Origin of the sequence: Clostridium sp. ZS2-4 (assembly GCF_026719745.1) — a bacterium.
Classification (GTDB): Bacteria; Bacillota; Clostridia; order Clostridiales; family Clostridiaceae; genus Clostridium_H.
On record NZ_JAPPRQ010000126.1, the window covers coordinates 1 to 25446 of the forward strand.

Annotated in this window: 28 protein-coding genes, 2 tRNA genes and 1 rRNA gene; 26 read left to right on the forward strand and 5 right to left on the reverse strand. The window is 30.4% G+C overall.

Annotation, left to right across the window (positions count from 1 at the left end):
- The first annotated feature begins 52 nt into the window (after positions 1–52).
- From OIO11_RS13865 to fusA, 4 genes are all read left to right on the forward strand, one after another.
- Positions 53–127, forward strand: a tRNA-Asn gene (locus tag OIO11_RS13865).
- 85 nt (positions 128–212) lie between these two features.
- A 5S ribosomal RNA gene (rrf, locus tag OIO11_RS13870) occupies positions 213–329 on the forward strand.
- 6 nt (positions 330–335) lie between these two features.
- Positions 336–410: transfer RNA gene (locus tag OIO11_RS13875), tRNA-Asn, on the forward strand.
- 266 nt (positions 411–676) lie between these two features.
- The gene (gene fusA / locus OIO11_RS13880; RefSeq protein ID WP_268072039.1) at positions 677–2761 is read left to right on the forward strand and encodes an elongation factor G; all 2085 of its coding nucleotides are present in this window, start codon (positions 677–679) and stop codon (positions 2759–2761) included.
- A 55-nt stretch (positions 2762–2816) separates the two neighbouring features.
- Here fusA and rbr read toward each other — a convergent pair whose 3' ends face one another.
- Positions 2817–3401 (reverse strand): rubrerythrin, encoded by a 585-nt coding sequence (gene rbr / locus OIO11_RS13885; RefSeq protein ID WP_268072040.1) that lies wholly within the window; start codon positions 3399–3401, stop codon positions 2817–2819.
- Positions 3402–3601: 200 nt separating this feature from the next.
- Between rbr and OIO11_RS13890 the strand changes: the two genes are divergently transcribed.
- The 12 genes from OIO11_RS13890 to hisE all read left to right on the forward strand — a co-directional run bounded on the left by OIO11_RS13890 (position 3602) and on the right by hisE (position 12071).
- The gene (locus OIO11_RS13890; RefSeq protein WP_268072041.1) at positions 3602–3841 is read left to right on the forward strand and encodes a hypothetical protein; all 240 of its coding nucleotides are present in this window, start codon (positions 3602–3604) and stop codon (positions 3839–3841) included.
- Positions 3801–4004 carry a hypothetical protein gene (locus OIO11_RS13895; protein ID WP_268072042.1) on the forward strand — a complete coding sequence of 68 codons (204 nt, stop codon included), beginning with the start codon at positions 3801–3803 and terminating at the stop codon, positions 4002–4004. The genes OIO11_RS13890 and OIO11_RS13895 overlap by 41 nt, the downstream gene beginning before the upstream one ends.
- Positions 4005–4181: 177 nt before the next feature.
- Positions 4182–5447: an ATP phosphoribosyltransferase regulatory subunit gene (locus tag OIO11_RS13900; protein WP_268072043.1), complete on the forward strand. Its 1266-nt coding sequence runs from the start codon at positions 4182–4184 to the stop codon at positions 5445–5447.
- A gap of 31 nt (positions 5448–5478) precedes the next feature.
- Complete coding sequence (hisG, locus tag OIO11_RS13905; RefSeq protein ID WP_268072044.1) at positions 5479–6117, forward strand: ATP phosphoribosyltransferase; 639 nt, start codon at positions 5479–5481, stop codon at positions 6115–6117.
- Positions 6118–6170: 53 nt separating this feature from the next.
- A complete protein-coding gene (gene hisD / locus OIO11_RS13910; protein WP_268072045.1) occupies positions 6171–7463 on the forward strand; it encodes a histidinol dehydrogenase in 1293 nt (430 codons plus the stop codon).
- 27 nt (positions 7464–7490) lie between these two features.
- On the forward strand, positions 7491–8081 hold the full coding sequence (gene hisB / locus OIO11_RS13915; protein WP_268072046.1) for an imidazoleglycerol-phosphate dehydratase HisB: 591 nt from the start codon (positions 7491–7493) through the stop codon (positions 8079–8081).
- Between the two features lie 18 nt (positions 8082–8099).
- Complete coding sequence (hisH, locus tag OIO11_RS13920) at positions 8100–8705, forward strand: imidazole glycerol phosphate synthase subunit HisH (protein WP_268072047.1); 606 nt, start codon at positions 8100–8102, stop codon at positions 8703–8705.
- Positions 8702–9415, forward strand: coding sequence for a 1-(5-phosphoribosyl)-5-[(5-phosphoribosylamino)methylideneamino]imidazole-4-carboxamide isomerase (hisA, locus tag OIO11_RS13925; RefSeq protein WP_268072048.1), 714 nt, complete (start codon positions 8702–8704; stop codon positions 9413–9415). The genes hisH and hisA overlap by 4 nt, the downstream gene beginning before the upstream one ends.
- Positions 9416–9456: 41 nt before the next feature.
- Positions 9457–10530: a histidinol-phosphate transaminase gene (hisC, locus tag OIO11_RS13930; protein WP_268072049.1), complete on the forward strand. Its 1074-nt coding sequence runs from the start codon at positions 9457–9459 to the stop codon at positions 10528–10530.
- 59 nt (positions 10531–10589) lie between these two features.
- Positions 10590–11351 carry an imidazole glycerol phosphate synthase subunit HisF gene (gene hisF / locus OIO11_RS13935; protein ID WP_268072050.1) on the forward strand — a complete coding sequence of 254 codons (762 nt, stop codon included), beginning with the start codon at positions 10590–10592 and terminating at the stop codon, positions 11349–11351.
- A 36-nt stretch (positions 11352–11387) separates the two neighbouring features.
- Positions 11388–11732: a phosphoribosyl-AMP cyclohydrolase gene (gene hisI, locus OIO11_RS13940; protein ID WP_268072051.1), complete on the forward strand. Its 345-nt coding sequence runs from the start codon at positions 11388–11390 to the stop codon at positions 11730–11732.
- Positions 11733–11735: 3 nt separating this feature from the next.
- Positions 11736–12071 (forward strand): phosphoribosyl-ATP diphosphatase, encoded by a 336-nt coding sequence (hisE, locus tag OIO11_RS13945; RefSeq protein ID WP_268072052.1) that lies wholly within the window; start codon positions 11736–11738, stop codon positions 12069–12071.
- A gap of 102 nt (positions 12072–12173) precedes the next feature.
- Here hisE and cls read toward each other — a convergent pair whose 3' ends face one another.
- Together cls and OIO11_RS13955 are read right to left on the reverse strand one after the other, a co-directional pair.
- Complete coding sequence (cls, locus tag OIO11_RS13950; RefSeq protein WP_268072053.1) at positions 12174–13616, reverse strand: cardiolipin synthase; 1443 nt, start codon at positions 13614–13616, stop codon at positions 12174–12176.
- Positions 13617–13775: 159 nt separating this feature from the next.
- Positions 13776–14126 (reverse strand): hypothetical protein, encoded by a 351-nt coding sequence (locus OIO11_RS13955; RefSeq protein ID WP_268072054.1) that lies wholly within the window; start codon positions 14124–14126, stop codon positions 13776–13778.
- A 372-nt stretch (positions 14127–14498) separates the two neighbouring features.
- Here OIO11_RS13955 and OIO11_RS13960 point away from each other — a divergent pair, with 372 nt between their 5' ends.
- The 4 genes from OIO11_RS13960 (at position 14499) to panB (ending at position 18051) form a co-directional block, all read left to right on the forward strand.
- Entirely contained in the window at positions 14499–14876 is a 378-nt protein-coding gene (locus OIO11_RS13960) for a carbonic anhydrase (RefSeq protein ID WP_268072055.1), read from the forward strand.
- Between the two features lie 311 nt (positions 14877–15187).
- A complete protein-coding gene (locus OIO11_RS13965) occupies positions 15188–16099 on the forward strand; it encodes a WG repeat-containing protein (protein WP_268072056.1) in 912 nt (303 codons plus the stop codon).
- A gap of 278 nt (positions 16100–16377) precedes the next feature.
- Complete coding sequence (locus OIO11_RS13970; RefSeq protein WP_268072057.1) at positions 16378–17223, forward strand: Rossmann-like and DUF2520 domain-containing protein; 846 nt, start codon at positions 16378–16380, stop codon at positions 17221–17223.
- Positions 17224–18051 (forward strand): 3-methyl-2-oxobutanoate hydroxymethyltransferase, encoded by an 828-nt coding sequence (gene panB / locus OIO11_RS13975; RefSeq protein WP_268072058.1) that lies wholly within the window; start codon positions 17224–17226, stop codon positions 18049–18051.
- A gap of 150 nt (positions 18052–18201) precedes the next feature.
- Here panB and OIO11_RS13980 read toward each other — a convergent pair whose 3' ends face one another.
- Positions 18202–18339, reverse strand: coding sequence for a hypothetical protein (locus OIO11_RS13980; protein ID WP_268072059.1), 138 nt, complete (start codon positions 18337–18339; stop codon positions 18202–18204).
- Positions 18340–18555: 216 nt separating this feature from the next.
- On the opposite strand from OIO11_RS13980, the gene OIO11_RS13985 reads away from it, so the two are divergent.
- Positions 18556–18780 carry a redoxin domain-containing protein gene (locus OIO11_RS13985; protein WP_268072060.1) on the forward strand — a complete coding sequence of 75 codons (225 nt, stop codon included), beginning with the start codon at positions 18556–18558 and terminating at the stop codon, positions 18778–18780.
- A gap of 87 nt (positions 18781–18867) precedes the next feature.
- The gene (locus tag OIO11_RS13990; RefSeq protein ID WP_268072061.1) at positions 18868–19044 is read left to right on the forward strand and encodes a small, acid-soluble spore protein, alpha/beta type; all 177 of its coding nucleotides are present in this window, start codon (positions 18868–18870) and stop codon (positions 19042–19044) included.
- Positions 19045–19072: 28 nt separating this feature from the next.
- On the opposite strand, the gene OIO11_RS13995 is transcribed toward OIO11_RS13990, so the two are convergent.
- Positions 19073–19834, reverse strand: coding sequence for a tetratricopeptide repeat protein (locus tag OIO11_RS13995; protein ID WP_268072062.1), 762 nt, complete (start codon positions 19832–19834; stop codon positions 19073–19075).
- A 253-nt stretch (positions 19835–20087) separates the two neighbouring features.
- Here OIO11_RS13995 and pepV point away from each other — a divergent pair, with 253 nt between their 5' ends.
- The 4 genes from pepV (at position 20088) to OIO11_RS14015 (ending at position 25387) form a co-directional block, all read left to right on the forward strand.
- Positions 20088–21476: a dipeptidase PepV gene (pepV, locus tag OIO11_RS14000; RefSeq protein WP_268072063.1), complete on the forward strand. Its 1389-nt coding sequence runs from the start codon at positions 20088–20090 to the stop codon at positions 21474–21476.
- A gap of 51 nt (positions 21477–21527) precedes the next feature.
- Positions 21528–22793 (forward strand): MDR family MFS transporter, encoded by a 1266-nt coding sequence (locus OIO11_RS14005; protein WP_268072064.1) that lies wholly within the window; start codon positions 21528–21530, stop codon positions 22791–22793.
- Between the two features lie 160 nt (positions 22794–22953).
- Positions 22954–23550 carry an ECF transporter S component gene (locus OIO11_RS14010; protein WP_268072065.1) on the forward strand — a complete coding sequence of 199 codons (597 nt, stop codon included), beginning with the start codon at positions 22954–22956 and terminating at the stop codon, positions 23548–23550.
- 523 nt (positions 23551–24073) lie between these two features.
- Positions 24074–25387 (forward strand): sodium-dependent transporter, encoded by a 1314-nt coding sequence (locus tag OIO11_RS14015; protein ID WP_268072066.1) that lies wholly within the window; start codon positions 24074–24076, stop codon positions 25385–25387.
- Positions 25388–25446 lie beyond the last annotated feature (59 nt).

A 25446-nucleotide genomic window follows, 5' to 3' on the forward strand; every position in this document is an offset into this window, starting at 1 on the left:
AACAAGAAATCTTTCACTGGTAACTGGATATTGGTTATCGAAAAAATAACGTTCCGCGATAGCTCAACGGTGGAGCACTCGGCTGTTAACCGATAGGTTGAAGGTTCGAATCCTTTTCGCGGAGCCATTTAAAAATTAAAAATGAAACTCACTCAGCTTAGCTGAGGAGGATTGATTTGTTAACAAAATCAGATGTTTTGACAAATCATGCATCTGGTGGTTATGGCTTGAAGGTAACACCCGTTCCCATTCCGAACACGAAGGTTAAGCTTCAAAGCGCCGATGGTACTGCACTGGAGACGGTGTGGAAGAGTAGGTCGCCGCCAGGTAAATATTCCGCGATAGCTCAACGGTGGAGCACTCGGCTGTTAACCGATAGGTTGAAGGTTCGAATCCTTTTCGCGGAGCCATTTTTATTTTTTGAATAAATTATTAGAATATAAATATAAAATAAAAATAACCTTGTACTTAATTTGAGTACAAGGTTATTTTTATTTTATATGAATAAGATTGGTAAAAAAAGAGTAATATATACATATAGATATATAGAAAAAAATGGTTACAACAAATAATTCTGAATATTTTGTTTAATCAAGAGGAATTTTAAATTTTAAATAGAATATATTTATTAACCAGTAAATACCAATAAAGTTATAGAAAATAAGGGGGAATTATTATGAAAGAATACAGGACCCAGAACTTAAGAAATATAGGCTTTATAGGACACAGTGGTTCAGGAAAAACTACACTAACTGAAGCAATATTATATTATACAAAAAGTAGTGACAGATTTGGAAAAATTGAGGAAGGAAATACAGTTAGTGATTATGATTTAGAAGAAAGGAAAAGAAAAATATCTATATCTACTTCAGTATTACCATGTGAATGGAATAACATAAAAATAAATATGCTTGATATACCTGGGTATTTTGATTTTGTAGGAGAGATGATAGAAGGATTAAGTGCAGTTGATATGTCAATAGTTACTGTATCAGGAAGATCAGGAATACAAGTTGGTACAGAAAAAGCATGGAAGTATGTAAACGAACATAATATGCCTAGAGCATTTTTTATAAATAAATTAGATAGAGAAAATAGTGATTTTGAAAGAGTATTATCACAATTAAAGGATCAATTTGGTATTTCAGTAGTACCTATTCAGTATCCGATAGGTAAGGAAAATAATTTCAATGGAGTGATTAATGTTATTTCAAAGAAAGCAAGAATATTTAATACTAAAACAAAGGAAATGGAAGACGGGGAACTTCCAAAAGAGTTATTAGAGAAAGTTGATGAATGTAAAAATATGATAATGGAAGCTGTTGCAGAGACAGATGAAAATTTATTAGATAAATATTTAGAAGAGGGTAAATTAAGTGACCAGGAAATATATGAGGGATTAATAAGGGGTGCAGAAGAAGGCGATATTGCTCCTGTAATGTGTGGTTCTGCTTATCAAGGAATAGGAATAAATACATTATTAGAAGATATATTAGAATGTTTCCCATCACCAAAGGATTCAAAATCAATAAAAGCTATAAATTTAGAAGATAATAAAGAAATAGAAGTAAAGATAGATGAAAAATCAAAGTTTTCAGCATTTGTATTTAAGACAGTAGCGGATCCTTTTGTAGGTAAGTTATCAATATTTAAGGTTATGACAGGAAAAATTAAAGCTGATAGTCTTGTATACAACTCCAATAAGAAAAAACAAGAAAAAATTGGATCAATGTATTTCTTAAAAGGTAAAGATCAAATACCAGCTTCAGAAATAATAGCAGGAGATATAGGAGCAGTTTCTAAATTACAATATACGTGTACAGGTGATACGTTATGTGAAGTGGCATCTCCTATAGCTTTTGAAGAATTAGCATTTCCAAAGCCTTCAATGTCTATGGCTGTAGTTACTAAATCAAAGGGAGATGAGGATAAAATATCTTCTGGTTTGAGTAAACTTTTAGATGAAGATCCTACTTTTAGGGTTAGTAGAGATGTTGAAAATGCAGATACCATTATCTCAGGAACTGGTGCCACACATTTAGAAATAATTGCTAATAAATTAAAAATTAAGTTTGGTGTTGAGGTAGAACTTCAAACTCCAAAAGTACCTTATAGAGAAACAATTAAAAAAGTATCTGAGGTTCAAGGAAAACATAAAAAACAAAGTGGAGGACATGGGCAGTATGGTGATGTAAAAATAAAATTTGAACCAAGAAATGATGGGGAAGATGATTTAATGTTTGTAGATAAAGTAGTTGGAGGTGTTGTTCCTAGACAATACATACCAGCAGTAGAAAAAGGCTTAAGAGAGTGTATGCATAAGGGTGTTTTAGCTGGATATCCGGTTATAGGCTTGAAAGCTACACTTTATGATGGTTCATATCACCCTGTAGATTCTTCAGAAATGGCTTTTAAGGTAGCAGCGTCACTAGCATTTAAAAAGGGAATGGAAATAGCTCAATCTGTTTTACTAGAGCCTATAATGCATATTGAAATACAAATTCCGGATGAATACATGGGAGAAATAATAGGAGATATAAATAAAAAGAGAGGTAGAGTTCTTGGAATGGAACCTATAAAAGATGGTCAAAACATTATAGCAGAAGTTCCAATGGTAGAGATGTTTAAATATACTACAGATTTAAAATCGATAACTGGTGCAAGAGGTAGTTTCGAAATGAAGTTTGAAAGATATGAAGAGGTACCAGCTAATGAAGTGGAAAAAATAATTAATGAAGCAAAGAATGAAAATGGAAAATAAAGATTAGTTAAGTTAGTAGAAAAGCTTCGGCAATTTACATTGCCGAAGCTTTTTATTAGTAATTTTCAACAAATAATTCAAAGTAACTTTGAGGATGAACACAAGCAGGACAAGTTTCAGGAGCTTCATTTCCTTCATGAATATATCCACAATTTCCACATTTCCATAATGTTTTAATATCTTTTTTGAATACTTTATCATTTTCTATATTTTCTAATAGTTTTTTAAATCTTAATTCATGTTTTTCTTCTACTTTAGCTATATTTGTAAATGCGGTGGCTATTTCAGGAAAGCCTTCTTCTTGAGCTATCTTAGCAAAACCAGGATATAAATCTGTAAATTCTTCATTTTCTCCACCAGCTGCAGCAGTTAAATTAGATTTGGTATCACCTAGCTCTACAGGGTAAGAAGCTGTGATTTCAATCATTTCTCCATTTAAATTTTCTTTTAAAAATTTTAGAAATCTTTTAGCATGTTCTTTTTCGTTTCTTGCTGTTTCAGAAAAGATATCTGATATTTGAATATAACCATCTTTTTTTGCTTGTGATGCATAATAATCATATCTAGTTCTTGCTTGACATTCCCCAGCAAAAGATTTCATTAAATTTTGGGCTGTTTTTGTGTTTTTCAAATTTTTCATTACATATCACTCCCATTAAATATTTAGAAATATTATAGCATCAACACACAATAATATCAAATAATTGGGAATGACATCGTTAAATATATTTAAATAACTACAAATAAGAGGTTATTTAATGTTTCTCATGCATAATAATGAATATTTAAAATAAAAATGCAAAAAATATTTTTAAATAAACCGAAAGGGAGATTATTAATATGTCAGAATACCACTTAGATATTATGGGTGATATTGATTTAAGTGACTATAGCAAAATACATGATTATATGGCAATTGTAGGACAGGATGACAGATTTACAATAACTTTATGTGATGAAAGTCTAAAGAACTCAGACATTGTGTATAACATGTTAAAAGACAACAAATTTATAATAAACTCTAAAGGAGGAACCCAAAATGGAAAATTACACATTACAGCCTCAAGAAATAAAAGGTAATTCAATGAATATTCCTCATTTCTATGAAATTAATGGTTCGTTACAATATAGTGATACATTACAAGAATACACTGGACAAATTCCAACATTACATTCAGTAGCACAGACTTATGAAAAAAATGAAAAATTGAAAGAAATATTTAATAACAGTGTATTTAAATAAACCATTTCAAGTTAATTCAGCAAATCATAAGGACTCTATAAATTCATATAGGGTCTTTTTGATTTTTATTGACAATACTAATATATAAATGATATTATAATACTTAATTCAGTGAGCTAAAGTGATAAAGTAATAAATTAATAAATTAATAAATTAATAAAGTAAAGGGTGTATGTTATGAATAACTGGAAGAGATATATACCAGAGGGAATGAAGGATGTATTGTTCGATGAATGCGGAAGGAAACTATCTATAGAAGAAAGATTAAGAAAAATCTATAAATTTAATGGATTTTCAGAAATAATTTCCCCAACATTAGAATTTTATGATGTTTTTCATTCTCAAAATCAGCCTATTTCACAGGAAAAAATGTATAAGTTATTTGATAATACAGGAAGAATACTAGTCTTGAGACCTGATATGACAACTCCAATTGCCAGAATTACATCAACAAAAATTAAAGATAAAGTTTATCCATTAAAACTTTGTTATACTTCAAATATTTTTAGAATAAATGAAAACTTAAATGGTAAAATGAGTGAAATAACTCAATCAGGAGTAGAGATTATAGGAACTAATAATTTAAAAGCTGACGCAGAGATTATTATAACTGCAATAAAATGTCTTAAGGAGTTAGGGATAAAAGATTTTAAGATAGAGCTAGGTCAAGCAAATTTTTTTAAAGCTTTAATAGAAGGAATACGGGTAGAAGATGAAGATATTGAAAAACTTAGAGCATTAATTGAAAATAAAAATTATATTGCACTTAGTAATTTTTTAAGGGATAAAGAAGGAGATGTCTATAAAGAAAACATAGATATTTTAGAAAAACTTCCTCAATTATTTGGAGATATAAATATTATCGATAAAGCTAGGAGCTTAACAAAAAATCATAAAGCACTAGAGGCACTAGATAATATTTATGATATTTATAAGATAATTGAAAAGATCGGATTAAGTTCTTATATATCCATTGATTTAGGAATGGTTCAAAATATTGATTATTATACAGGTATAATTTTCAAAGCTTATGTTGATGAAGTTGGAGAGTATATTTTAAGTGGTGGAAGATATGATAACTTAATACAGGAATTTGGACCTAAGCTTCCAGCTACAGGTTTTGCAATAAATGTTGATAATATATTGGTGGCACTAAAAAAGCAAGATACATTTAAAGCTAAAATTCATAAGAAGGTTTTAATATCCTATAAAGATGAGTTTTTAGAAGAGGCATATAAGTTGATGGATACGATTCACAGCAAGAATATGATATGTGAGCTTAGTCTATATGACGAAGAAAAAGAATCTTTACAATATGCCATAAATAATAGAATGGATAGAATGATAAGTATTATTAATGAAAAAAATATAAAGGTTTTTAGTATAGAAACAGGGGAATCTATAAATATAGACTTGGATAAGTTTATTACTATGCTTAAATAGATAGGGTTTAATATAAATTGGGGTGAGTAAAATGAAAAATATAAAGATAGCACTAACCAAAGGAAGACTAGAAAAGCAGGCAGTTAAAATATTCCAGGGAATTGGAGTAAATATAGAAGAATTGCAGGATAAAGGGAGAAAACTTATTTTTCATTGTGAGAATGAATTATATAATATAGATTTTTTCCTTGTAAAAGCACCTGATGTTACAACTTATGTAGAGTATGGAGCAGCGGATATTGGTATTGTAGGAAAAGATACACTACTTGAAAAAAATAGAGAATTTTATGAGGTATTGGATTTAGAAGTTGGTAAGTGTAGATTTGCTGTTGCAGCACTTCCAGATTTCAGAATGGAAGAAGGCTACAGTAGAAAAAAAATAGCTACCAAGTATCCTAATGTAGCAAGAGAATATTTCAGAAAAAAGGGAATGGATATAGAACTTATCAAGATAGAGGGTTCAGTGGAATTAGCGCCTATAGTGGGGCTTGCAGACGCTATAGTTGATATTGTAGAAACAGGAGAAACTTTAAGGGAAAATGGATTAATTATTGTAGAAGAAATATGTGATATAAGTGCAAGGATGATAGTAAATAAAGCAAGTATGAAAACCAAAAGAGAAGAAATCATAAAAATTATTGAGGAAATGAGTAAAGCTGTTAAAAAGTAGGTTTTAAGTATTAACATATATAAATACTTAAAGTAAAAAGGGGTGCTGTTTGAATGATTGATATAGTTAAATTAGATGAAAATAATAAAAGCTATTATGTGGAAAACTTAAAAAATAGAGCAGAAGCTGTTCAAAGAGATGTTCTTGATGCGGTGGAAGAGATATTAGAGGATGTACGAAAAAATGGAGATTCAGCTGTAATCAAATATACCAATAAATTTGACAGCAAAAGTATTAATGCACAAAATGTTAAAGTATCTGTGGATGAAATTAAAAAAGCTTACGAAAATGTGGATAAAAAATTTATAGAAGCTATAGAAACAGCAAAAGAGAATATATGGTTCTATCATGAAAAACAGAAGCAAAATTCATGGATGACAACAAAAGAGGATGGAATAATTCTAGGTCAGCAGATAAGAGCATTAGATATGGTTGGAATTTATGTTCCGGGGGGAACGGCTGCATATCCTTCATCAGTACTTATGAATACAATACCGGCAAAAGTTGCAGGAGTTAATAAAATTATAATGGTAACCCCTCCTTCAGAGGATGGAAGCATTAATCCTAATATCTTGGTAGCAGCAGATATAGCTGGAGTCGATGAGGTTTACAAGGTAGGAGGAGCACAAGGAGTTGCCGCACTTGCTTATGGAACAGAAGCTATTCCTAAAGTTGATAAGATTGTAGGGCCAGGAAACATCTATGTAGCTATGGCTAAGAGAAGTGTTTATGGTTTTGTAGATATTGATATGATAGCTGGACCATCTGAGATATTAGTTATTTCAGATGAAACTGGAGATGCAAAATATATTGCTGCAGATTTAATGTCACAAGCAGAGCATGATGTTTTAGCTTCGTCAATTTTGGTTACTACTTCACAAGAGCTGGCTGATAAGGTTAAAGAAGAGTTAGAAAGACAGGTACAGTATCTAGAGAGAAAAGAAATTATTTTATCATCTTTAAAGAATTATGGAGGTATTATAATTGTAGACAATATGAAAGAAGCTGTAGATATGGCAAACATTATAGCACCAGAACATCTTGAAGTTATGGTTCAGGAGCCATTTTCATTACTTGGAGAACTAAAAAATGCTGGATCTATATTCTTAGGAAAATATGCACCAGAACCGCTGGGCGATTATATTGCAGGACCAAATCACGTTTTGCCAACCAGTGGAAGTGCCAAGTTCTTCTCACCTTTATCAGTGGATGACTATATTAAAAAATCCAGCTATATTTATTATTCACAAGAAGGGTTAGCTAAGGTTAAAGATAAAGCTGTGACAATAGCAGAAACAGAAGGACTTACAGCCCATGCAAATTCAATTAAAGTCAGATTTGAATAACCTAAATATAGAATGGTGGTGAATTACATGGAAGCTAGAAAAGCGGAAGTAATGAGGAAAACTGGAGAAACAGATATATGTATAAATTTGAATTTAGATGGAGAAGGCAAATATGATATTAAAACAGGAGTAGGTTTTTTTGACCATATGCTTTGTCTTATGACAAAACACGGACTTTTTGATATGAAATTAAGTGCTTTAGGAGACCTTGAAGTGGATTCTCATCATACAGTTGAGGATGTGGGCATAGTTATTGGTCAGTGCATAGCTAAAGCTTTAGGTGACAAAGCCGGAATTAAAAGATATGGAACCTCATTTGTTCCAATGGATGAAGCATTGGCTTCAGTAAATCTTGATATTAGTGGAAGACCTTTTTTAGTTTTTCAAGGTGAATTTACCTGTGATAAATTAGGCGATTTTGATACTGAGATGGTGGAAGAGTTTTTCAGAGCAGTTGCATTTAATGCAGGAATCACCCTTCATGCCAGAGTGATTTATGGTAAAAATAATCATCATATGATAGAAGCATTGTTTAAGGCTTTTGGAAGAGCACTTGGTGAAGCAATAGAAAAGGACAGTAGAATAAAGGGAGTTATGTCTACTAAAGGGGTTATTTAAAAGAAGTGAGGTGGTTTGGTGATTGCTATTGTGGATTATGGAATGGGGAATTTGAAAAGTGTTGAAAATGCACTGGATTTTTTAGAAATTCAATCTATTATAACATCAGATAAAGAAACTATATTAAATAGTGATGGAATTATACTACCAGGGGTAGGGGCTTTCCCTGATGCTATAGATAATATTAAAGAGGCGGAATTAGATAAAGTTCTAAAAGATGCAGTAAATAAAGGAAAGCCATTGCTTGGAATTTGCCTTGGAATGCAGCTGTTATTTGAAGAAAGTGATGAGGTGAAATTAAGCAAAGGATTGGGCTTCTTAAAGGGAAGAATAGAGAAGCTTAATATAGATTTAAAGGTACCTCATATGGGCTGGAATAGTTTAAATATTGAGAAAGAAAGTCCAATATTAAATGGAATTAAGAAAGGAAGCCATGTATATTTTGTTCATTCTTATTATGCAGTAACAGGAGAAGACGGAATATTAAATGCTTACGCAGATTATGGGGTTAAGGTTCCAGGTGTAGTTAGCAAAGGAAATGTATATGGTATTCAATTTCACCCAGAAAAAAGTGGGGAAGTAGGGCTTAGAATGTTAAAGAACTTTGGGGAGATGATAAAATGATAATTTTACCTGCTATAGATTTGAGAGAAGGAAAATGTGTTAGATTGTATCAAGGAAAATTTGAAGCTTCAGAAGTTGTAGGAGAAAATCCTGTGGAGGTAGCATTAAGCTTTAAAGAAAGTGGAGCAGAATATATACACATGGTGGATTTAGATGGAGCACTTAATGGAGAAATTAAGAATTTAAATATTATTTCTGAAGTAGTTAAAAAGGTGGAAATTCCAGTAGAGCTTGGCGGCGGTATAAGAGATATGAAAACTATCGATATGCTTATAGAATCTGGAGTTGCAAGAGTAATACTTGGAACAGCTGCTCTAAATAATCCAGAACTTGTGAAAGAAGCTGTAAAAAAGTATGGAGAAAAAATAGCAGTAGGAATAGACGCAAAGGATGAAAAGGTTGCGGTAAATGGATGGCTTGATATAAGCAGTGTAGACTATATAGAATTTGCTAAGGAAATGGAAAAGATAGGCGTTGAGACTATTATATTCACAGATATAAGTAAGGATGGTACACTTCAAGGGCCTAACTTAGAACAGCTTGGCAAGCTTCAGAAAAATGTGAACTGCAGCATAATAGCTTCCGGCGGAATTAAGGATATAGACGATCTAAAAGCTATAAATGAAATGGGGATTTATGGAGCTATTACAGGTAAAGCTATATATTCAGGAAATATAGACTTAAAAGAAGGTATAGATACATGTAAATAAGTTTATTGTGATAAAAGATTACAGGTATAGGGGTGTCAATAATGAGCAAGTATTGGAGTGAAATTACTAAAAATATAGAACCTTATGTTTGTGGTGAACAGCCTAAAGACAAGAAATATATTAAATTAAATACAAATGAAAATCCATACCCGCCATCACCAAAAGTAATAGAAGCAATAAAAAATGCAGCAAATGGAGACTTGAGATTATATCCAGATCCTAATTGTGATGAGCTAAGGGGCGTTATTGCAGAATACTATAACTTAAATAAAGATCAAGTTTTTATAGGTAATGGCTCCGATGAAGTTTTGGCTTTCTCATTTTTAGCATTTTTTAATTCTGATGAAGATATAATTTTCCCGGATATTAGTTATAGCTTTTATCCAGTTTATGCTGATTTATACAATATAAATTATAAGCTTGCTAAATTAGATGAGGAATTTTCTATTCCTGTTAGTGAGTTTATGACTGACAATGGAGGAGTTGTAATTCCTAATCCTAATGCACCAACAGGAAAATATCTTGAGGTAGATTTGATAAAAAAGATTTTAGATTACAATTCTGATAAAGTAGTTATAATTGATGAAGCTTATATAGATTTTGGTGGTACTTCAGTAGTGGGACTGATAAATGACTATCCTAATCTTTTGGTAATACAAACTTTATCCAAATCACGTTCTTTAGCAGGAATACGTTTAGGGTTTGCACTTGGTCAAGAAGAATTAATAGAGGGATTAAATAGAATAAAAAATTCTTTTAATTCTTATACCATAGACAGAGTGGCCGCTGTTGTAGGAGCTGAAGCAATAAAGGATGAAAGTTATTTCAAAGAATGTGTAGGTAAAATAATAAATTCAAGAGAAAAGGTTACAGAAGAATTAATTAAGCTGGGGTTTGATGTAATACCTTCTAAAGCTAATTTTATTTTTGCAACACATGCTGTATATTCTGCAAATGAACTGTTTACTAAATTAAGAGAAAAAAGTGTATTGGTAAGATACTTTAACAAAGAGAGAATAAATAATTATTTAAGAATAACTATAGGTTCTGATAAAGAAATGGATTTGTTTATAGAAAGAGTTGAGGAAATTATCAAGGAACTGAGTAGTAGTTAGCTATGAGATAAATATTATTTATAATGGGGTTGAAATATATATAAAATGAGGTGTGCAATTTGCTTACAAAAAGAATAATTCCTTGTTTAGATGTAGATATGGGTAGAGTAGTTAAAGGAGTAAATTTTATAAATCTGAAAGATGTAGGAGATCCTGTTGAAATAGCTGAATTTTATAATAGCGAAGGTGCAGATGAACTGGTTTTTTTAGATATTACAGCTACCCATGAAGGAAGAGCTACAATGATAGATGTAGTTAGAAGAACCGCAGAGAAAGTATTCATACCTCTTACTGTAGGTGGAGGAATTAAGACTCTTGATGATTTTAAAGATATACTGAGAGCTGGTGCAGATAAAATATCTGTTAATTCAGCTGCTATAAGAGAACCTGAACTTGTAAAGAAAGCTGCTGAGAGATTTGGAAGTCAATGTGTGGTAGTTGCCATAGATGGAAAGAAAAGAGAAGACGGTTCAGGCTGGAATGTATATATAAATGGTGGAAGAATAGATACGGGACTGGATGCTTTGGAATGGGCAAAAAAAGTAGAATGTTTAGGTGCAGGGGAAATACTTTTAACAAGTATGGATGCAGATGGAACCAAGAAGGGATATGATATAGATTTTACAGAGGCTGTGTGTAAAACTGTGGATATTCCCGTAATAGCATCAGGCGGTTGTGGAAAAATAGAGCACTTTGCAGAGGTGTTTAAGAAAAGTGAAGCTGATGCTGCACTTGCTGCCAGTCTTTTTCATTTTAGAGAACTTACAGTAGGAGAAGTAAAGAATTATCTAAATGAAAATGGAATAGAAGTTAGAGTTTAAAAGAATATAATCACTTATAAGTTGGATGGTGAGTTTATGAATAAGGAAAAGCTTATTGAGGAAATGGATTTTTCAAAAAATCAGGGATTAGTTCCTGCTATTGTGCAAGACTTTGAAAATGGAGAAGTATTGATGATGGCATATATGAATAAAGAATCCTTAAAAAGAACCATAGAGAGTGGAACTACATGGTTCTGGAGTAGGTCAAGAAATGAATTCTGGAATAAGGGCGCTACTTCAGGACATTTTCAGTATGTTAAGAGTATAAGTGTGGATTGTGATTGCGATACCCTGCTAATTAAGGTTAGCCAAGTAGGAGCAGCATGTCATACAGGAAATAGAAGCTGCTTTTATAGACAAATAGAAATTAAAGGGGAATAGAGTATGAATAGAATTGATGATGTTATTAAAGAATTATTTGGTGTTGTAGAGGATAGAAAAGAAAATCCTATTGATGGTTCTTATACTAATTATTTATTTCAGAAGGGTTTAGATAAAATTTTAAAAAAAGTTGGGGAAGAGAGTACAGAAGTTATTGTGGCAGCTAAAAACAAAGACAATGAAGAACTTGTTAATGAGATTTGCGATTTGACATATCACCTTTTAGTTCTTATGGCTGAAAATGGAGTTAGTCTGGAAAAAGTAAGAGAAGAGCTTGAAAAAAGAAGAGAAAAAATAGGAAATAAAAAGGCAGAAAGAAAAGAGATTGAAGAATTATAAGAAATGAGTAAGAAGTATAAGTTCTATAGCTTCTTACTCATTTTTTATATATTTATTGGTGAGTTATTTTATTATTTTCATACTATCTAGTAAGTTTAGTTTTTATAGTACTGGAGAAAGCAATCTGGAAATAGATTCTTTAAACTTTATTATAAGTTGTCTTTTTTCATAAGATTCTTTTGTAATTTCTGTGCAGTCCAAGATATCTTTTTCAAATATTTTTTCAAGTTGCTCAGATATATTGCTGTCATATAAAAAAGCATTTACTTCAAAGTTAAGTTTAAAACTTCGTACGTCCATATTAGCTGTACCCACAGAGGAAACTTTACCATCAATAACTACCATTTTGCTATGAAGAAAGCCTTTATCATAGGTGTAGCATTTAACGCCAGCCTTTAATAATTCTCCTGCATAGGATAAAGATGCCCAATATACAAAGGGGTGATCTGGCTTGTTAGGGATCATAACTTTCACATCAACCCCAGATAATGAGGCTATTTTTAAAGCCTCAATTATGCTATCATCAGGTACTAAGTAAGGACTGTGAATATAAACATTTTTTTTAGCAGATTGAATCATTTTAAGATATCCATTTTTTATTTGTTCCCATTCAGAGTCAGGACCACTTGATACTATTTGAATTCCTACTCCTTCATGAGGAGGTTTAGATGGAAAATATTTCTGGTCAAAAGGGATTTTTTCATTAGAGGCATGGCGCCAATCAAGCAAAAATCTCTGTTGAAGTGAATCAACAGCACTTCCACTAATTTTAAGGTGAGTATCTCTCCAATAACCAAATTTTTTACTTTTACCTAGATACTCATCGCCTATATTAAAGCCTCCTATAAAAGCTTCTTTTCCATCAATTACTGCAATTTTTCTATGATTTCTAAAATTCACTCTGACATTTATATGAGGAAGTACAGAGGGAAAGAAAACTGCTACTTTACCTCCAACTGCGGTTAGTTTACGAAAAAAATGTTTAGGTAATCCTCTACAGCCCATTTCATCATATAAAAATTTTACTTCTACTCCTTCAGAAGCTTTTTTCACAAGAGCATTTAATATTTTATTACCAAGGGTATCATTTTTTACAATATAATAAACCATATGAATATGATCTTTAGCATTTTCAATAGAGTCGAGTATAGAATCGAATGCACTATCTCCATGAGTATAAATTTCAACTGTATTATCCTGAGAAAAAACAGATTGACTATTATTAAGGTGCATATACATCATATCTTTATAGTTTATCATGGATTTATCATAAAAATTTATGTGATTTTCAGTAAATAGCTTTCCTTGAGATAGTAGTTTTTTATGGAATCTATCTTCTTCTGCTTTTAAGTCAAAGATTTTAGTTCTGCTGAGATTTTGACCGAAAAGTAGGTATAATATAAATCCTATACCAGGAATTAAAGCTAAAACCATTAACCATGCCCAAGTAGTAGATGCACTTTTCCTTTCTAAGAATATTACAACTAACGCAAATAATATATTTACATAGGATAATATTCTAAAAATATTAAGTATAAGTTCCATACGTTATCCTCCTTATATTATAGAATCATCATTTGTTTAAATCAAAATTTTACATTTTTAATCATAGTATACAAATATGTATTCATCAATAGTTTTGTTAAAATGTTTATTTATATAGTTAAATTACTAAAAGCAAGCTGAAATTTTAACAGCTTGCTTTTAGTGCTTACAGCCTTTACAATCACTTTCACAATTTGAACAATTATTAAAAGAAGTATTTAGTGGAATAATTTTTATCATAAAAGAAGAATTGCTATAAATTAATTCAATTTTTTTCAGACTTTTTACAACATCATAATTATATATGAATGTTATGTCTTTGAGGGTTTGAGTTATATAGTTTTCTTTATTTTCCAAATCATCTAGGATTATTTCAATAGAAGGATTTTTACAGCAGGTTTTACTGTAAGAAAGCTTTATACAAGAGTATTCATCACTATGAGATAATAGTAGAGTTTTAAGTTGCCTATATGCAGAATCTGAAATATTTATTTCAAGTTTATTGTTCAAAATAACACCTACTTTAACTTTAAATTTATTTTATGATTAATTTTAATATTAGTTTAGATGTAAAATATAGATTGAGTAAAAACTCTATTTCAATTAAATTTAGTTTAACAGTTACAAAGTATATTATATGATACTTTAATTTAAAATTACATTAAAAACTTAAATATATTATTTAACCTAAGTATGAATACATACATAATATATTAAAATGAGTTATCAAAACAAGAGGTAATGAAGTTTTATTATAAATCTTATTAACGTTTTGTATCTTGCAATATGATAAAAAAACAGATATAATCTTGTATAATTATACTTAATAAAACTCAGTTAAGTATAATTATACAAAACTATAAATTTGGGGGAATGAGTGATATGAAGAAATTTGCGGCTGCTATTAATTGTATGGATGGTAGGGTTCAGGTTCCTGTTATTAAATATATTAAAAAGAAATACGAAGTAGAATATATTGATATGATAACAGAACCAGGTCCAAATAAAATACTAGCTGAAAACAAAGATTGTAAAACAATAGAGTCTATAAAAGAGCGAGTTAAGATTTCGATGGATAAGCATGATTCAGAGTTGATTGCCATAGTAGGTCACTATGATTGTGCTGGGAATCCTGTGGATGAAAAGCAGCAAATAGAAGATATTAAGCTTGCAGTTAAAAATCTGGAAACATGGAAACTTGATGCGAAAATTATAGGACTATATGTTAATGAAGATTGGAAAGTTAAGAAGATTTGCTAATATTTTTTCAGTAAACTGTGAATTTAAAGATAAATTTTAAATTCACAGTTTAATTTATAATGCTCTCAATTTTCTACCTTAATTTCAAACTACATAGAAAGTTAACTTTTAGAACTCGACATTAATATGTGTAGAACTTTTGTTGTATTTTGATAATTACCAAAATTTAAAAAACGTATATTGCATGTTATAATATAGATGAATAAAATAGTCTTAAAAAGACTAATACTTGTAGTAAGCTTTTACATTTTTAGTTTATAAGATATAGTAAAATTTAGTCAGTGAAAAAAATTATGAGGGAGAAGATTGATATGAATAAAGACAAGACTCTTTATCAAGTAATTACTAAGGGCAAATATGGATATATAGATAATAAAGGAGATTTAATTATTGATGCAAAATTTGATTATGCAGAAGAGTTTAATGATGAGCTTGCAGTAGTGGGTATAGAAGGAAAATGTGGATTTATAAATAAAAATGGAGAATTTGTTATTGAACCAAAGTATAAGAAAGCAAATGCATTCAAAGAAGATTTAGCGGCAGTTCAAATAGGATATAGCTGGGGATATATTGATAAGCAAGGAAATGAAGTTATTCAATGTACTTTTTTAGATGCATATGATTTTAATGATGGATTAGCGTTGGCTCAAATTGGTGGAAAGCAGGGATATATTAATAAAAAAGGTGATATTATAGTTGAACCTAAATATAATTATGCTCATAGATTTAGTGAAGAGTTAGCTGCGGTAGATATAAATGGGAAATATGGGTATATAGATAAACAAGGTAGTTTAGTAATACAACCTAAATATATTGCTGCTAGTGATTTTTCAGAAGGATTGGCGGCTGTAGAAGTAAAAAATGGATGGGGATATATAAATAAGCAAGGAGATATGATTATAGCTCCCAAATATGAAGAAGCGGATGATTTTTATGGTGAATATGCAGCAGTAGGAAAAGACGAGTTATATGGATATATAGATAAAGAGGGAAATGAGATAATTCCTAAAAAATACAATAATGTAGATATTATTGAGGAAGGCTTGATAGCTGTTCAAATTGGCGATAAATGGGGTTATATAAACATGAAGGATGAAATGATTATAGAATCTAAATTTGATGAAGCTTATGAATTTGTAGATGGTATAGCTGCAGTAGAGATGGGAAATAAATTAGGATATATAAATAAAGATGGAGAATATATTTGGAAGCCTCAAAAGTAATTTGAGGCTTTTTGGTCGGTAAAAAATTTAACAGTATATTATTTACAGCTAATTTTAAATTGTATTGCATAAATATAAAGAATTATGATAAACTTACTTTAATGGGTAGTATCCATGGGAACTGCACCGTTTGTTATATTCAAATTAATTTTAATTTAATATGTATTCTGCTCATATCACTAGAATGAGACAGCTATAAGGGAGATGTATACCTCAAAATAGCTTGAGGATTTTTTTGTATCACTTCTTAGTAAAATTTTAACAAAGGAGTGATGCGTATGAATATAGGCTTTATTGGAGCGGGAAAAGTAGGGTTTTCCCTTGGTAAATATTTTTCTGTAAATAATATGAATGTCACAGGCTATTATAGCAGAACCTTTCAGTCTGCATTGGAAGCTTCTAAATTTACAGATTCAAAAGCTTATAAAAACTTAGAGAAGCTTGTAAAAAACAGTGATACAATTTTTATTACCACTCCTGATGATAGTATAAGTGATGTTTGGCAGGACATAGAACGATTACAAATAAAAGATAAAATTATATGCCACACTAGTGGTTCTATTTCATCTAAAATCTTTTCGAATATAAACAATTCAGGTGCATTCGGATATTCTATTCATCCTATGTTTCCATTTTCAGATAAGTTCAATACCTATAAGAGTTTAAAAGACGCATATTTTTCAATCGAAGGAAGTGAAGAACAGCTAGAATATTTATGTAGTTGTTTTCAGTCTTTAGGTAATAAAGTTATAACTATTGATAAGGACAAAAAATCTCTGTACCATTTATCAAATGTAATTGTTTCAAATTTAGTTCTTTCATTATTAAATTTAGGATGCAGTTATTTGGAAGAATGCGGGATAAATAGTGATAAATCTATAGAGGCACTATTTCCTTTAATAGAAAACAATATTGCTAATTTGAAAAATAAAGGTTTTATTGAATCAATAACAGGACCTATTGAACGAGCTGATATTGGAACCATACAACACCATATAAGTGTAATGAAGGGTAAAGATATTGAAATTTATAAAAGTTTATCTTTGAATCTTCTCCAACTTTCAAAAAAGAAGAATCCTCAAAGAGCTTATGAAGAATTAGAAAAATATTTGGAGGGAATTTAGATGAAAAATACTATAGCCACATTTAAAAAAGCTAAAGATAAAGGTGAAAAGCTTACAATGCTTACAGCCTATGATTATTCTACAGCAAAGTTGATTGACAGTAGTGGGGTTAATGGAATTCTCGTTGGAGACTCTCTTGGAATGGTATGTCTTGGTTATAAGGATACCTTGAGTGTTACTATGGATGATATGATTCACCATATTCGTGCAGTTACAAGAGGTGCAGAAAATGCTTTAGTAGTAGGAGATATGCCTTTTATGTCTTATCAAACTTCAATCTATGATGCCGTTGTTAATGCTGGAAGACTTATAAAAGAAGGGGAAGCTCAGGCTGTTAAACTAGAAGGTGGAGATACAGTAATTGAACAGATAAAAGCAATAGTAAAAGCACAAATACCTGTTATGGGACATATAGGACTAACACCACAATCTGTAAATATGTTTGGGGGATTTAAAGTTCAGGGGAAAAATGAAAAGGCAGCTAAAGAACTTATTGATGCAGCTAAGAGAATAGAGGAAGCTGGGGCTTTTTCCATAGTTCTTGAATGTGTTCCAGCAAAGCTTGCAGAGATTATAACAAAAGAAATTTCAATTCCTACTATTGGTATAGGCGCAGGAGCAGGATGTGATGGTCAAATTTTAGTATATCAAGATATGCTTGGTATGTTTTCAGATGTGAGTCCTAAGTTTGTGAAGGAATTTGCAAATGTTGGACAAATTATGCAAGAGGCTTTTAGCGCTTATATAAAAGAAGTAAAAGAAGGAACTTTTCCAACAAAAGAACACTGCTTCAATATGGATGAAGAAACTTTAAAAAAATTATATTAAACGAAATTGAAATTCAATGAAGTTTTGTTAACTCAAAACATAAGTTGAAATAAGAGTAAGAACGTGGAGATTTTCTACATTCTTACTCTTTTTGGCTACTGATTACTGGTCACTGGCTACTGAAAAGTACATTGTACTTTTCTAATATTGTTATCCAAGACATGGTTCTAAGCATTCTTCAATAACATCTTGAGTAATCTGAAAAGTTTTTTTTACATCCATATTTTTATTAGTGTTAGTTTTGTTTTCAGTAGCTATAGTTTTTTCCATTTCGTGTGATTTTTCCATAGTATTTATGCCTCCTAGCTTTTTATATAATATTTATATACTTATAATATATGTTATACGATATATCAAATATATGGTAATTTTAAAACTATTATACAATAAAAAAAATATTTAGTATATAACTTAAAGAGAAAATTGGAAACAGATTTTTATTTTCAAAAGGAATATTAAATAATTATTAATAAATAATAATTATTGTTTTAAGGGGGATATGTTATGAAATTATTGATAAGAGATATTTTCCCAGAAATTAAAGTGGAAACTACAAAGGGGATAATTAATCTACCTAAAGATTATGAGGGGAAATGGTTTGTTTTATTTAGTCATCCAGTGGATTTTACTCCAGTTTGTACTACAGAATTTGTTTCGTTTCAAAAGAAAAAGAAACAATTTGATGAGCTAGGAGCAGAATTAATTGGATTAATTCATCCTGTAAATTGATTTTATTAGTATAAGTCATTATATATTTTGAAATTTTGGTTAAAAATAATATAGAAAATTTGTTAAATATATAATGGAGGTAGTAAAATGTCTCATAAGGATAATAAAAACAGTAAGGAAAATAAAAAATCTAATAGGAAGTCTAAAAAAGAATTAGCAAAAATGAAAATAGAAACATCTAATGAACTTGGATATTCAAGTGAATCAAGAAAATTAGGAAATGATAAAGAAAGGCAAAATAAACAAAGAACTAAAAATCAGTAAAAATTTAAGCTAACAGAAATCAATTCTGTTAGCTTAAATTTTCTGCTTTAAAGGGGATAACTATGCCTTTATCTAATTTGCATTTTGTGTTTTTTAGCATATCTTTTATAACAAAATAGTAACACCTTGCCCATTCGTCTTTAGAATTTAAATCAAAAGCCTTTTTAGCAAGAGGGAAGGCTTTTTCATAGTCTTTTAAATCCATGTAAACTAGAGCTTTTGATACGTATGCATCACTTTTTTTATTATCTATTTCTATTGCTTTAGAATAACAATTTAAAGCTTCAGTGTGCAGACATAGAGTTTTTAAAATCTCACCTTTTTCACAGTATGCCTCATAAAAATCAGCCTTTAACTCAATACATTTATCTAAGGACTCTAAAGCCTCTGACAATCTATTAAGATCTATCAATATGCAAGCTTTTTTATAATGAATAGAGTAATCGTTTTTTTTATTCTTTATTACTTTATTGCAAAATTCAAGTGATTTCTCAAAGTTACCACTTATGTAATAAATTTCAATCATATTTAAATATCCTCTATAAGTATCTGAGCTTATTTTTAGATATTTTTTCATACATTCCTCAGCTTCTTTAATTTCGAACATTTGTATATGAGCCTCACCTTTGGCTAAATATGCTTCTGCATAATTACAGTTAAGCTGTAGAGCTTTATCAAACATTTGAAAAGCTCTATTGATGTTGTTTTTTTCAAATAGCTCTCTTCCTGTTGCGATATATTCTAGAATTTTTTTTTCTAAGATTTTATTCATTTCAAGATTATTTTGCATGTATGTATCTCCTCTACTGAATAATTATATTTTAATTATTGTCATTATTTTTTATATTTAAACTTACTGATGCTAAAATAATTTTTATATCATACAAATTTATAAACTTTAATATGCAAGTGAATTCTATAGTTTTCATATCAAATAAACATGATAAAGTTTTAATTTTATTGATATAAGTTAAGTTGATAATAATAATGTAAAAAGCTTATAATGTATATAGTATTTATTTGAAAAGTTGGGAGAGATATATATGGAATTAAATACAAAAATCGAAGAAATGAGTCAAGAAATCATAAAATCCACACAGGATATTGTAAGAATAAAGAGTGTTGAAGGAGAACCTAAAGAAGGAATGCCTTTTGGAGAGGGACCTTATAATGCCCTTAAATATGCTTTGGATTTATCTGAAAGTCTTGGTTTTAAAACTGTAAATTTAGATAATTACATAGGATATGCTGAATATGGTGAAGGAGAAGAATATGTTGCAGTTTTAGGACATCTGGATGTTGTTCCAGAAGGAAATGAATGGGTTTATCCACCATATGCTGCTGAAATACATGATGGAAAAATGTATGGTAGAGGAACTATGGATGATAAAGGACCCATAATATCAGCGTTATATGGTCTTAAAGCGATAAAGGATTCAGGAATTAAGCTTTCTAAGAAAGTAAGAATTATTTTTGGAACAAATGAGGAAAGTGGATGTGGAGAGATAGAGCATTATTTTAAAACTGAAAAAGCTCCTGTATCAGGGTTTACACCTGATGGTGATTATCCAATTATAAATGGAGAAAAAGGACTTACAACCTTTGATTTTGTTAAAAACTTAAAGTTTAGGGAAACCAACGATGTAATTAAGTATATTAAGGGTGGTCTAAAAGCAAATATGGTTCCTGATTATTGTGAAGCAGCATTAATAACTAATCAATTAGAAAAAGTACTTCTTTATGCACATAACTTTAAAGAGATAACAGGATATGATATAACTGCAGAAGCTAAAGATAATATGGTAATTATAAAATCAGTTGGAGCATCAGCTCATGGAAGTACACCTGAGCTTGGAAAGAATGCCATAATGCAATTATTTGGATTCATAGAGCAATTGGGATTTGAAGATAGTGATATATTAGACTTTATAAAGTTTTATAATGAGCATGTTGGATTAGAGACTGATGGAGAAGCTTTTGGTGTATGGCTAAGAGATGATGTTTCAGGAAATCTTTCTTTTAATGTTGGAATAATCGATGTAAATGAAGAAAGGGCCAAGATGACTGTAAATCTCAGATATCCTGTAACATGCACATTTGAAGAAATGATGAAAGGTGTAAACACTACTCTTGAAGGAAGTGGAATAAGAGTAGAGAATATGGAACATCAAAAACCACTATATTTCCCAGAAAACCATCCAATAATAAAGACACTTTCAAAGGTTTATGAAGAACAAACTGGAGAAAAAGCTAGTCTTTTATCAATAGGTGGAGGAACTTATGCAAAAGAAATGCCTAATATAGTTGCTTTTGGACCATTATTTCCAGGAGAACCTGAGTTAATACATCAACCTAATGAATATATAAAAATAGAGGATTTAATAAAAAATACAAAAATTTATGCACAGGCAATTTATGAACTTGCTAAATAAGTAATGCCGTCCTTAAGGGCGGCTTTAAAATTAATAGGGGGACACGGGAACATGAAGTTAACAGAAACTTTTAAGAGCTATTCAAAGCTTCCAAGAAGCATAATTGTTTTATTTTTTGCAAGGATAATAAATTGCTTAGGAAATTTTATATATCCTTTTTTAACTATGTTTCTTACAGAAAAAATGGGAATGAGTACCGATAAAGTAGGGGCTTTTATGATGATATCTGCAATTGCTTTTGTACCGGGGTCTATAATTGGTGGTAAACTATGCGATCACGTAGGAAGAAAGAAAGTACTAATAATTTTTCAATTATTTGCAGCTATAATGTTAATACCTTGTGGGGTTTTAGGAAATTCAATGATTGTACCGTGGCTTTTGATTTTATCAAATTTTTTTGGAGGAGCAGTACAGCCAGCAAGTTCAGCTATGTTAGCGGATCTAACTAATGAAGAGAATAGACAGGAGGCATTTTCACTTTTATATTTGGGAACCAATATTGGTGTAGCAGTAGGGCCATTAATTGCAGGATTTTTGTATAATAAGTATCTAAAATGGATGTTTTGGGGAGATGCCTTAACGACAATTGCTTCATTAGTATTAGTGGCTATGTTTGTTAAAGAAACTATACCATCTAATAATGACCAGGCGGATGAAGAAATTGTAAATGAAAAAGAAAAGAGTGTAGAGGGCAGTTTAATTTCTGTTATTTTCAATAGACCAGCTTTATTAGCTTTTTCATTAGTTTCAGCTATATATTCATTTGTGTATGCTCAGCATTTTTTTTGTATACCACTTCAGGCTAAGGAGATGTTTGGAAAAAGAGGGCCTGTGATTTTTGGAACTGTAATGTCGGTAAATGCTTTGGTTGTTGTATTTTGTACCGTACTCATAATTAGGTTAACTAGAAAAAACAGACCTATTTTAAATATAGCTATGTCAGGAGTTTTTTATGCAATAGGTTTTGGAATGTTGTTCTTTATAAAAAGCTATTTCTTGCTTATTGTTTCAACTGTAATTTGGACTATTGGTGAAATTTTAGATGCTACTAATAAAGGGATATATATTGCTAATCATACGCCTATGTCTCATCGAGGAAGAATGAATTCTATCCTGCCTATTATATCTGGGGCAGGCTTTGCAGTGGGACCTAGGATTATGGGGCAATATATAAAATATAGAGGAACAAGAAGTGCATGGCCTTTAATAGTGGCTTTAGCATTAGGCGCTTCTATACTTATGTATGTTTTATATTTAAAAGAAAAGAAATATGATATAGCGAGAAAAATTAACATAGAACAAAAAATAAATATTTAAAAGTAGATTATATTAAAAAAAGTATTTGAATTTATACAGAAAAATTGTTAAAATATTTACAAAGTCGGTATTCTATTTGGAAACTGAACTTAAAATTTAATAATTAAGTAAGTTTAGAAGACGACTTATATCCTAAAGGAGTAAGAACGGAGGAAAATTTATGGAAAGAAATTTTGAAGTAGGTTCAAAACGTAAAATTGATACGAAAAAACTTACTACTCTTGCAATGTTATCTGCAATATCAGCAATACTTGGATTTACACCACTTGGAATTATACCTATACCACCAGTGCCAGCTACAATAATGCACATACCTGTTATTATTGCAGCTGTTTTAGAAGGACCTGTACTTGGTGCAATTATGGGGCTTATATTTGGAATTTTAAGTGTTATTCGTGCTGTTACAACAGGAAATGTACTTTTGGTAGCATACCTTAATCCATTAGTATCAGTAGTTCCTAGAATACTTATAGGAGTTGGAGCTTATTATGCTTATAAGTTTATGCCAGCTAAAAATGTAAGTATCAAAGTGGGAGCAGCTGCTGCATTAGGTACTTTGATTAATACTGTTGGATTTTTAGGAATGATGTTTTTGTTGTATGCAGAACCATTTGCAAAAGCTAATAAGATTGCAGTAGATACTGTAGGAAAGTTTATATTGGGAATAGGAATTACTCATGGAATTCCAGAAATTATTGTTGCAGTTATAATAACTGTTGGAGTTATTATGGCAGTTAAAAAAGTAAGAAAGTATTAGTTTAATTGATGATTTAGCAGTAAAAGCGCCAAATGCTTTTACTGCTTTTGTTGTATAAGCAATAAAAAATTAATGTATAACTGTTTTAAGGGTATGTGAACTTGGGGAGTACTAAAAATAAAGAAGGGTATAAAGCTTGCAAGGATTTAGAGTAATTCTCTAATGAATTATGCTGAAAAGTGAAAACAAAACTTGAAATATTCGGTATAATATGTTATTATTTTTTAAAAATTAGCTTTTAGGAGACATCAATATGAATTACATAAATAACTTCAACTTAAAAATCCAAATATTTTTTAATAACCATTTTAGATAGGGTTTGCATATGTGATAATAAATGATCATAGGTGCAAGCCCTGTAGGAGATTGTTTTTATAGGGATTGTATCTATGATGGTTATTATATATATTGATATATTTATGCCACGTAGATATTAATTATCTACGTGGCTTTTTGCATTTAAATTCTTTTTAAGGAAATTTGCAAAACTGATGATTAAAAAAATACAAAGGGGGAAATCATTTTGAAAGAAAGAGAAAACTTTTCGGGAAAGCTAGGATTTATACTATCCTGTATAGGTTCAGCAGTAGGATTGGGAAATATTTGGATGTTCTCATGGAGACTTGGTCAATATGGAGGGGCTGCATTTCTTATTCCTTATTGTTTATTTGTAGGAATTTTAGGAACAACAGGTCTTATGGGCGAATTTGCTCTTGGAAGAAGTAGAAAAAAAGGTTCATTTGGAGGAATCAAAGAGATTTTTAAAGAAAAAAATCTGCCTTTTGGTTCTTTAATTGCAACTATACCAACTATAGGGCTTGCAGGAATATTTCTTTTTTATACTATTGTAGTAGGGTGGATACTTAGGTATTTTTGCGCTTTTTTATCTGGTACTTTAAATAAAGTCGATATACCTTCATATTTTACAAGTTTTGTAGGAACACCATCCAGTATAGTATGGCATGCTTTAGCTGTGGCGATTACTGCAGGTATTGTTATCGGTGGAGTAGCTAAAGGGATTGAAAAAATAAATAAAATTATAATGCCAGCTCTCTTTATAATATTTGCAGCTTTAATGGTAAAATCTTTGACTTTGCCAGGAGCTGAAGAAGGAATAAAATATTTATTAGTACCTAAATGGTATCATTTGAAAGAACCAATAACATGGGTTATGGCTTTAGGTCAGGCGTTTTTTACAGTATCTTTGACTGGATCAGCCTTGGTGGTTTATGGAAGTTATTTAGGTGATGATATAGATATACCTAATTCAGCAGTAAACACAGTTATATTTGATACTATGTCAGCTTTACTTGCGGCATTTATAATAATTCCAGCAGCTTTTGCCTTTGGATTAGACCCTACAGCAGGACCAGCCTTATTATTTATTACTGTACCATCTATTTTTAAAATAATGCCAGGAGGACAGATATTTGGTGCACTATTTTTCTTAAGTGTAATTTTTGCAGCAGTTTCTTCAGCTATAAATATGTTGGAAGCTCCTGTAGAGGCAATAATGTATAAATTTAAATGGACAAGACTTAAGAGTGTATTAGTAATTTCAATATTAGCTTTTATTTTAGCTATTCCTTTAGATTTAAGCTTAGATAAGTTTGGGGCATTTTCAGATTTTATAACTGTTTACTTATCACCATTAGGAGCAGTATTAGCGGCCATAACCTTCTTTGGAATTTATGGAATTGATAAAGCAAGAGAAGAGATTAATAAAGGGGCAGCTAGACCGCTTGGAAAATGGTTTGAGCTAGTAGCTAAATATGTGTTTATTATTGTTGCCATAGGAGTATTAATTTTAGGGGCTGTATATGGTGGAATTGGTTAATAATTAGAATATTTATGTTGTTTGAAAGCATAGATTGTTTACAGATAAGAATGTAGATA

What these genes read in the sequence shown, in the direction of transcription:
- rbr (WP_268072040.1), bottom strand. Translation starts at nt 3,401, where the DNA reads ATGAAAAATTTGAAAAACACAAAAACAGCCCAAAATTTAATGAAATCT.
- OIO11_RS13895 (WP_268072042.1), top strand. Translation starts at nt 3,801, where the DNA reads ATGGAAAATTACACATTACAGCCTCAAGAAATAAAAGGTAATTCAATG.
- panB (WP_268072058.1), top strand. Translation starts at nt 17,224, where the DNA reads ATGAAAAATACTATAGCCACATTTAAAAAAGCTAAAGATAAAGGTGAA.
- fusA (WP_268072039.1), top strand. Translation starts at nt 677, where the DNA reads ATGAAAGAATACAGGACCCAGAACTTAAGAAATATAGGCTTTATAGGA.
- OIO11_RS14010 (WP_268072065.1), top strand. Translation starts at nt 22,954, where the DNA reads ATGGAAAGAAATTTTGAAGTAGGTTCAAAACGTAAAATTGATACGAAA.
- OIO11_RS13965 (WP_268072056.1), top strand. Translation starts at nt 15,188, where the DNA reads ATGAATAAAGACAAGACTCTTTATCAAGTAATTACTAAGGGCAAATAT.
- hisD (WP_268072045.1), top strand. Translation starts at nt 6,171, where the DNA reads ATGATTGATATAGTTAAATTAGATGAAAATAATAAAAGCTATTATGTG.
- OIO11_RS13980 (WP_268072059.1), bottom strand. Translation starts at nt 18,339, where the DNA reads ATGGAAAAATCACACGAAATGGAAAAAACTATAGCTACTGAAAACAAA.
- hisG (WP_268072044.1), top strand. Translation starts at nt 5,479, where the DNA reads ATGAAAAATATAAAGATAGCACTAACCAAAGGAAGACTAGAAAAGCAG.
- pepV (WP_268072063.1), top strand. Translation starts at nt 20,088, where the DNA reads ATGGAATTAAATACAAAAATCGAAGAAATGAGTCAAGAAATCATAAAA.
- OIO11_RS14005 (WP_268072064.1), top strand. Translation starts at nt 21,528, where the DNA reads ATGAAGTTAACAGAAACTTTTAAGAGCTATTCAAAGCTTCCAAGAAGC.
- OIO11_RS13900 (WP_268072043.1), top strand. Translation starts at nt 4,182, where the DNA reads ATGAATAACTGGAAGAGATATATACCAGAGGGAATGAAGGATGTATTG.
- OIO11_RS13985 (WP_268072060.1), top strand. Translation starts at nt 18,556, where the DNA reads ATGAAATTATTGATAAGAGATATTTTCCCAGAAATTAAAGTGGAAACT.
- hisA (WP_268072048.1), top strand. Translation starts at nt 8,702, where the DNA reads ATGATAATTTTACCTGCTATAGATTTGAGAGAAGGAAAATGTGTTAGA.
- hisC (WP_268072049.1), top strand. Translation starts at nt 9,457, where the DNA reads ATGAGCAAGTATTGGAGTGAAATTACTAAAAATATAGAACCTTATGTT.
- hisE (WP_268072052.1), top strand. Translation starts at nt 11,736, where the DNA reads ATGAATAGAATTGATGATGTTATTAAAGAATTATTTGGTGTTGTAGAG.
- OIO11_RS13970 (WP_268072057.1), top strand. Translation starts at nt 16,378, where the DNA reads ATGAATATAGGCTTTATTGGAGCGGGAAAAGTAGGGTTTTCCCTTGGT.
- OIO11_RS13890 (WP_268072041.1), top strand. Translation starts at nt 3,602, where the DNA reads ATGTCAGAATACCACTTAGATATTATGGGTGATATTGATTTAAGTGAC.
- OIO11_RS13995 (WP_268072062.1), bottom strand. Translation starts at nt 19,834, where the DNA reads ATGCAAAATAATCTTGAAATGAATAAAATCTTAGAAAAAAAAATTCTA.
- OIO11_RS13990 (WP_268072061.1), top strand. Translation starts at nt 18,868, where the DNA reads ATGTCTCATAAGGATAATAAAAACAGTAAGGAAAATAAAAAATCTAAT.
- cls (WP_268072053.1), bottom strand. Translation starts at nt 13,616, where the DNA reads ATGGAACTTATACTTAATATTTTTAGAATATTATCCTATGTAAATATA.
- hisB (WP_268072046.1), top strand. Translation starts at nt 7,491, where the DNA reads ATGGAAGCTAGAAAAGCGGAAGTAATGAGGAAAACTGGAGAAACAGAT.
- hisI (WP_268072051.1), top strand. Translation starts at nt 11,388, where the DNA reads ATGAATAAGGAAAAGCTTATTGAGGAAATGGATTTTTCAAAAAATCAG.
- OIO11_RS13960 (WP_268072055.1), top strand. Translation starts at nt 14,499, where the DNA reads ATGAAGAAATTTGCGGCTGCTATTAATTGTATGGATGGTAGGGTTCAG.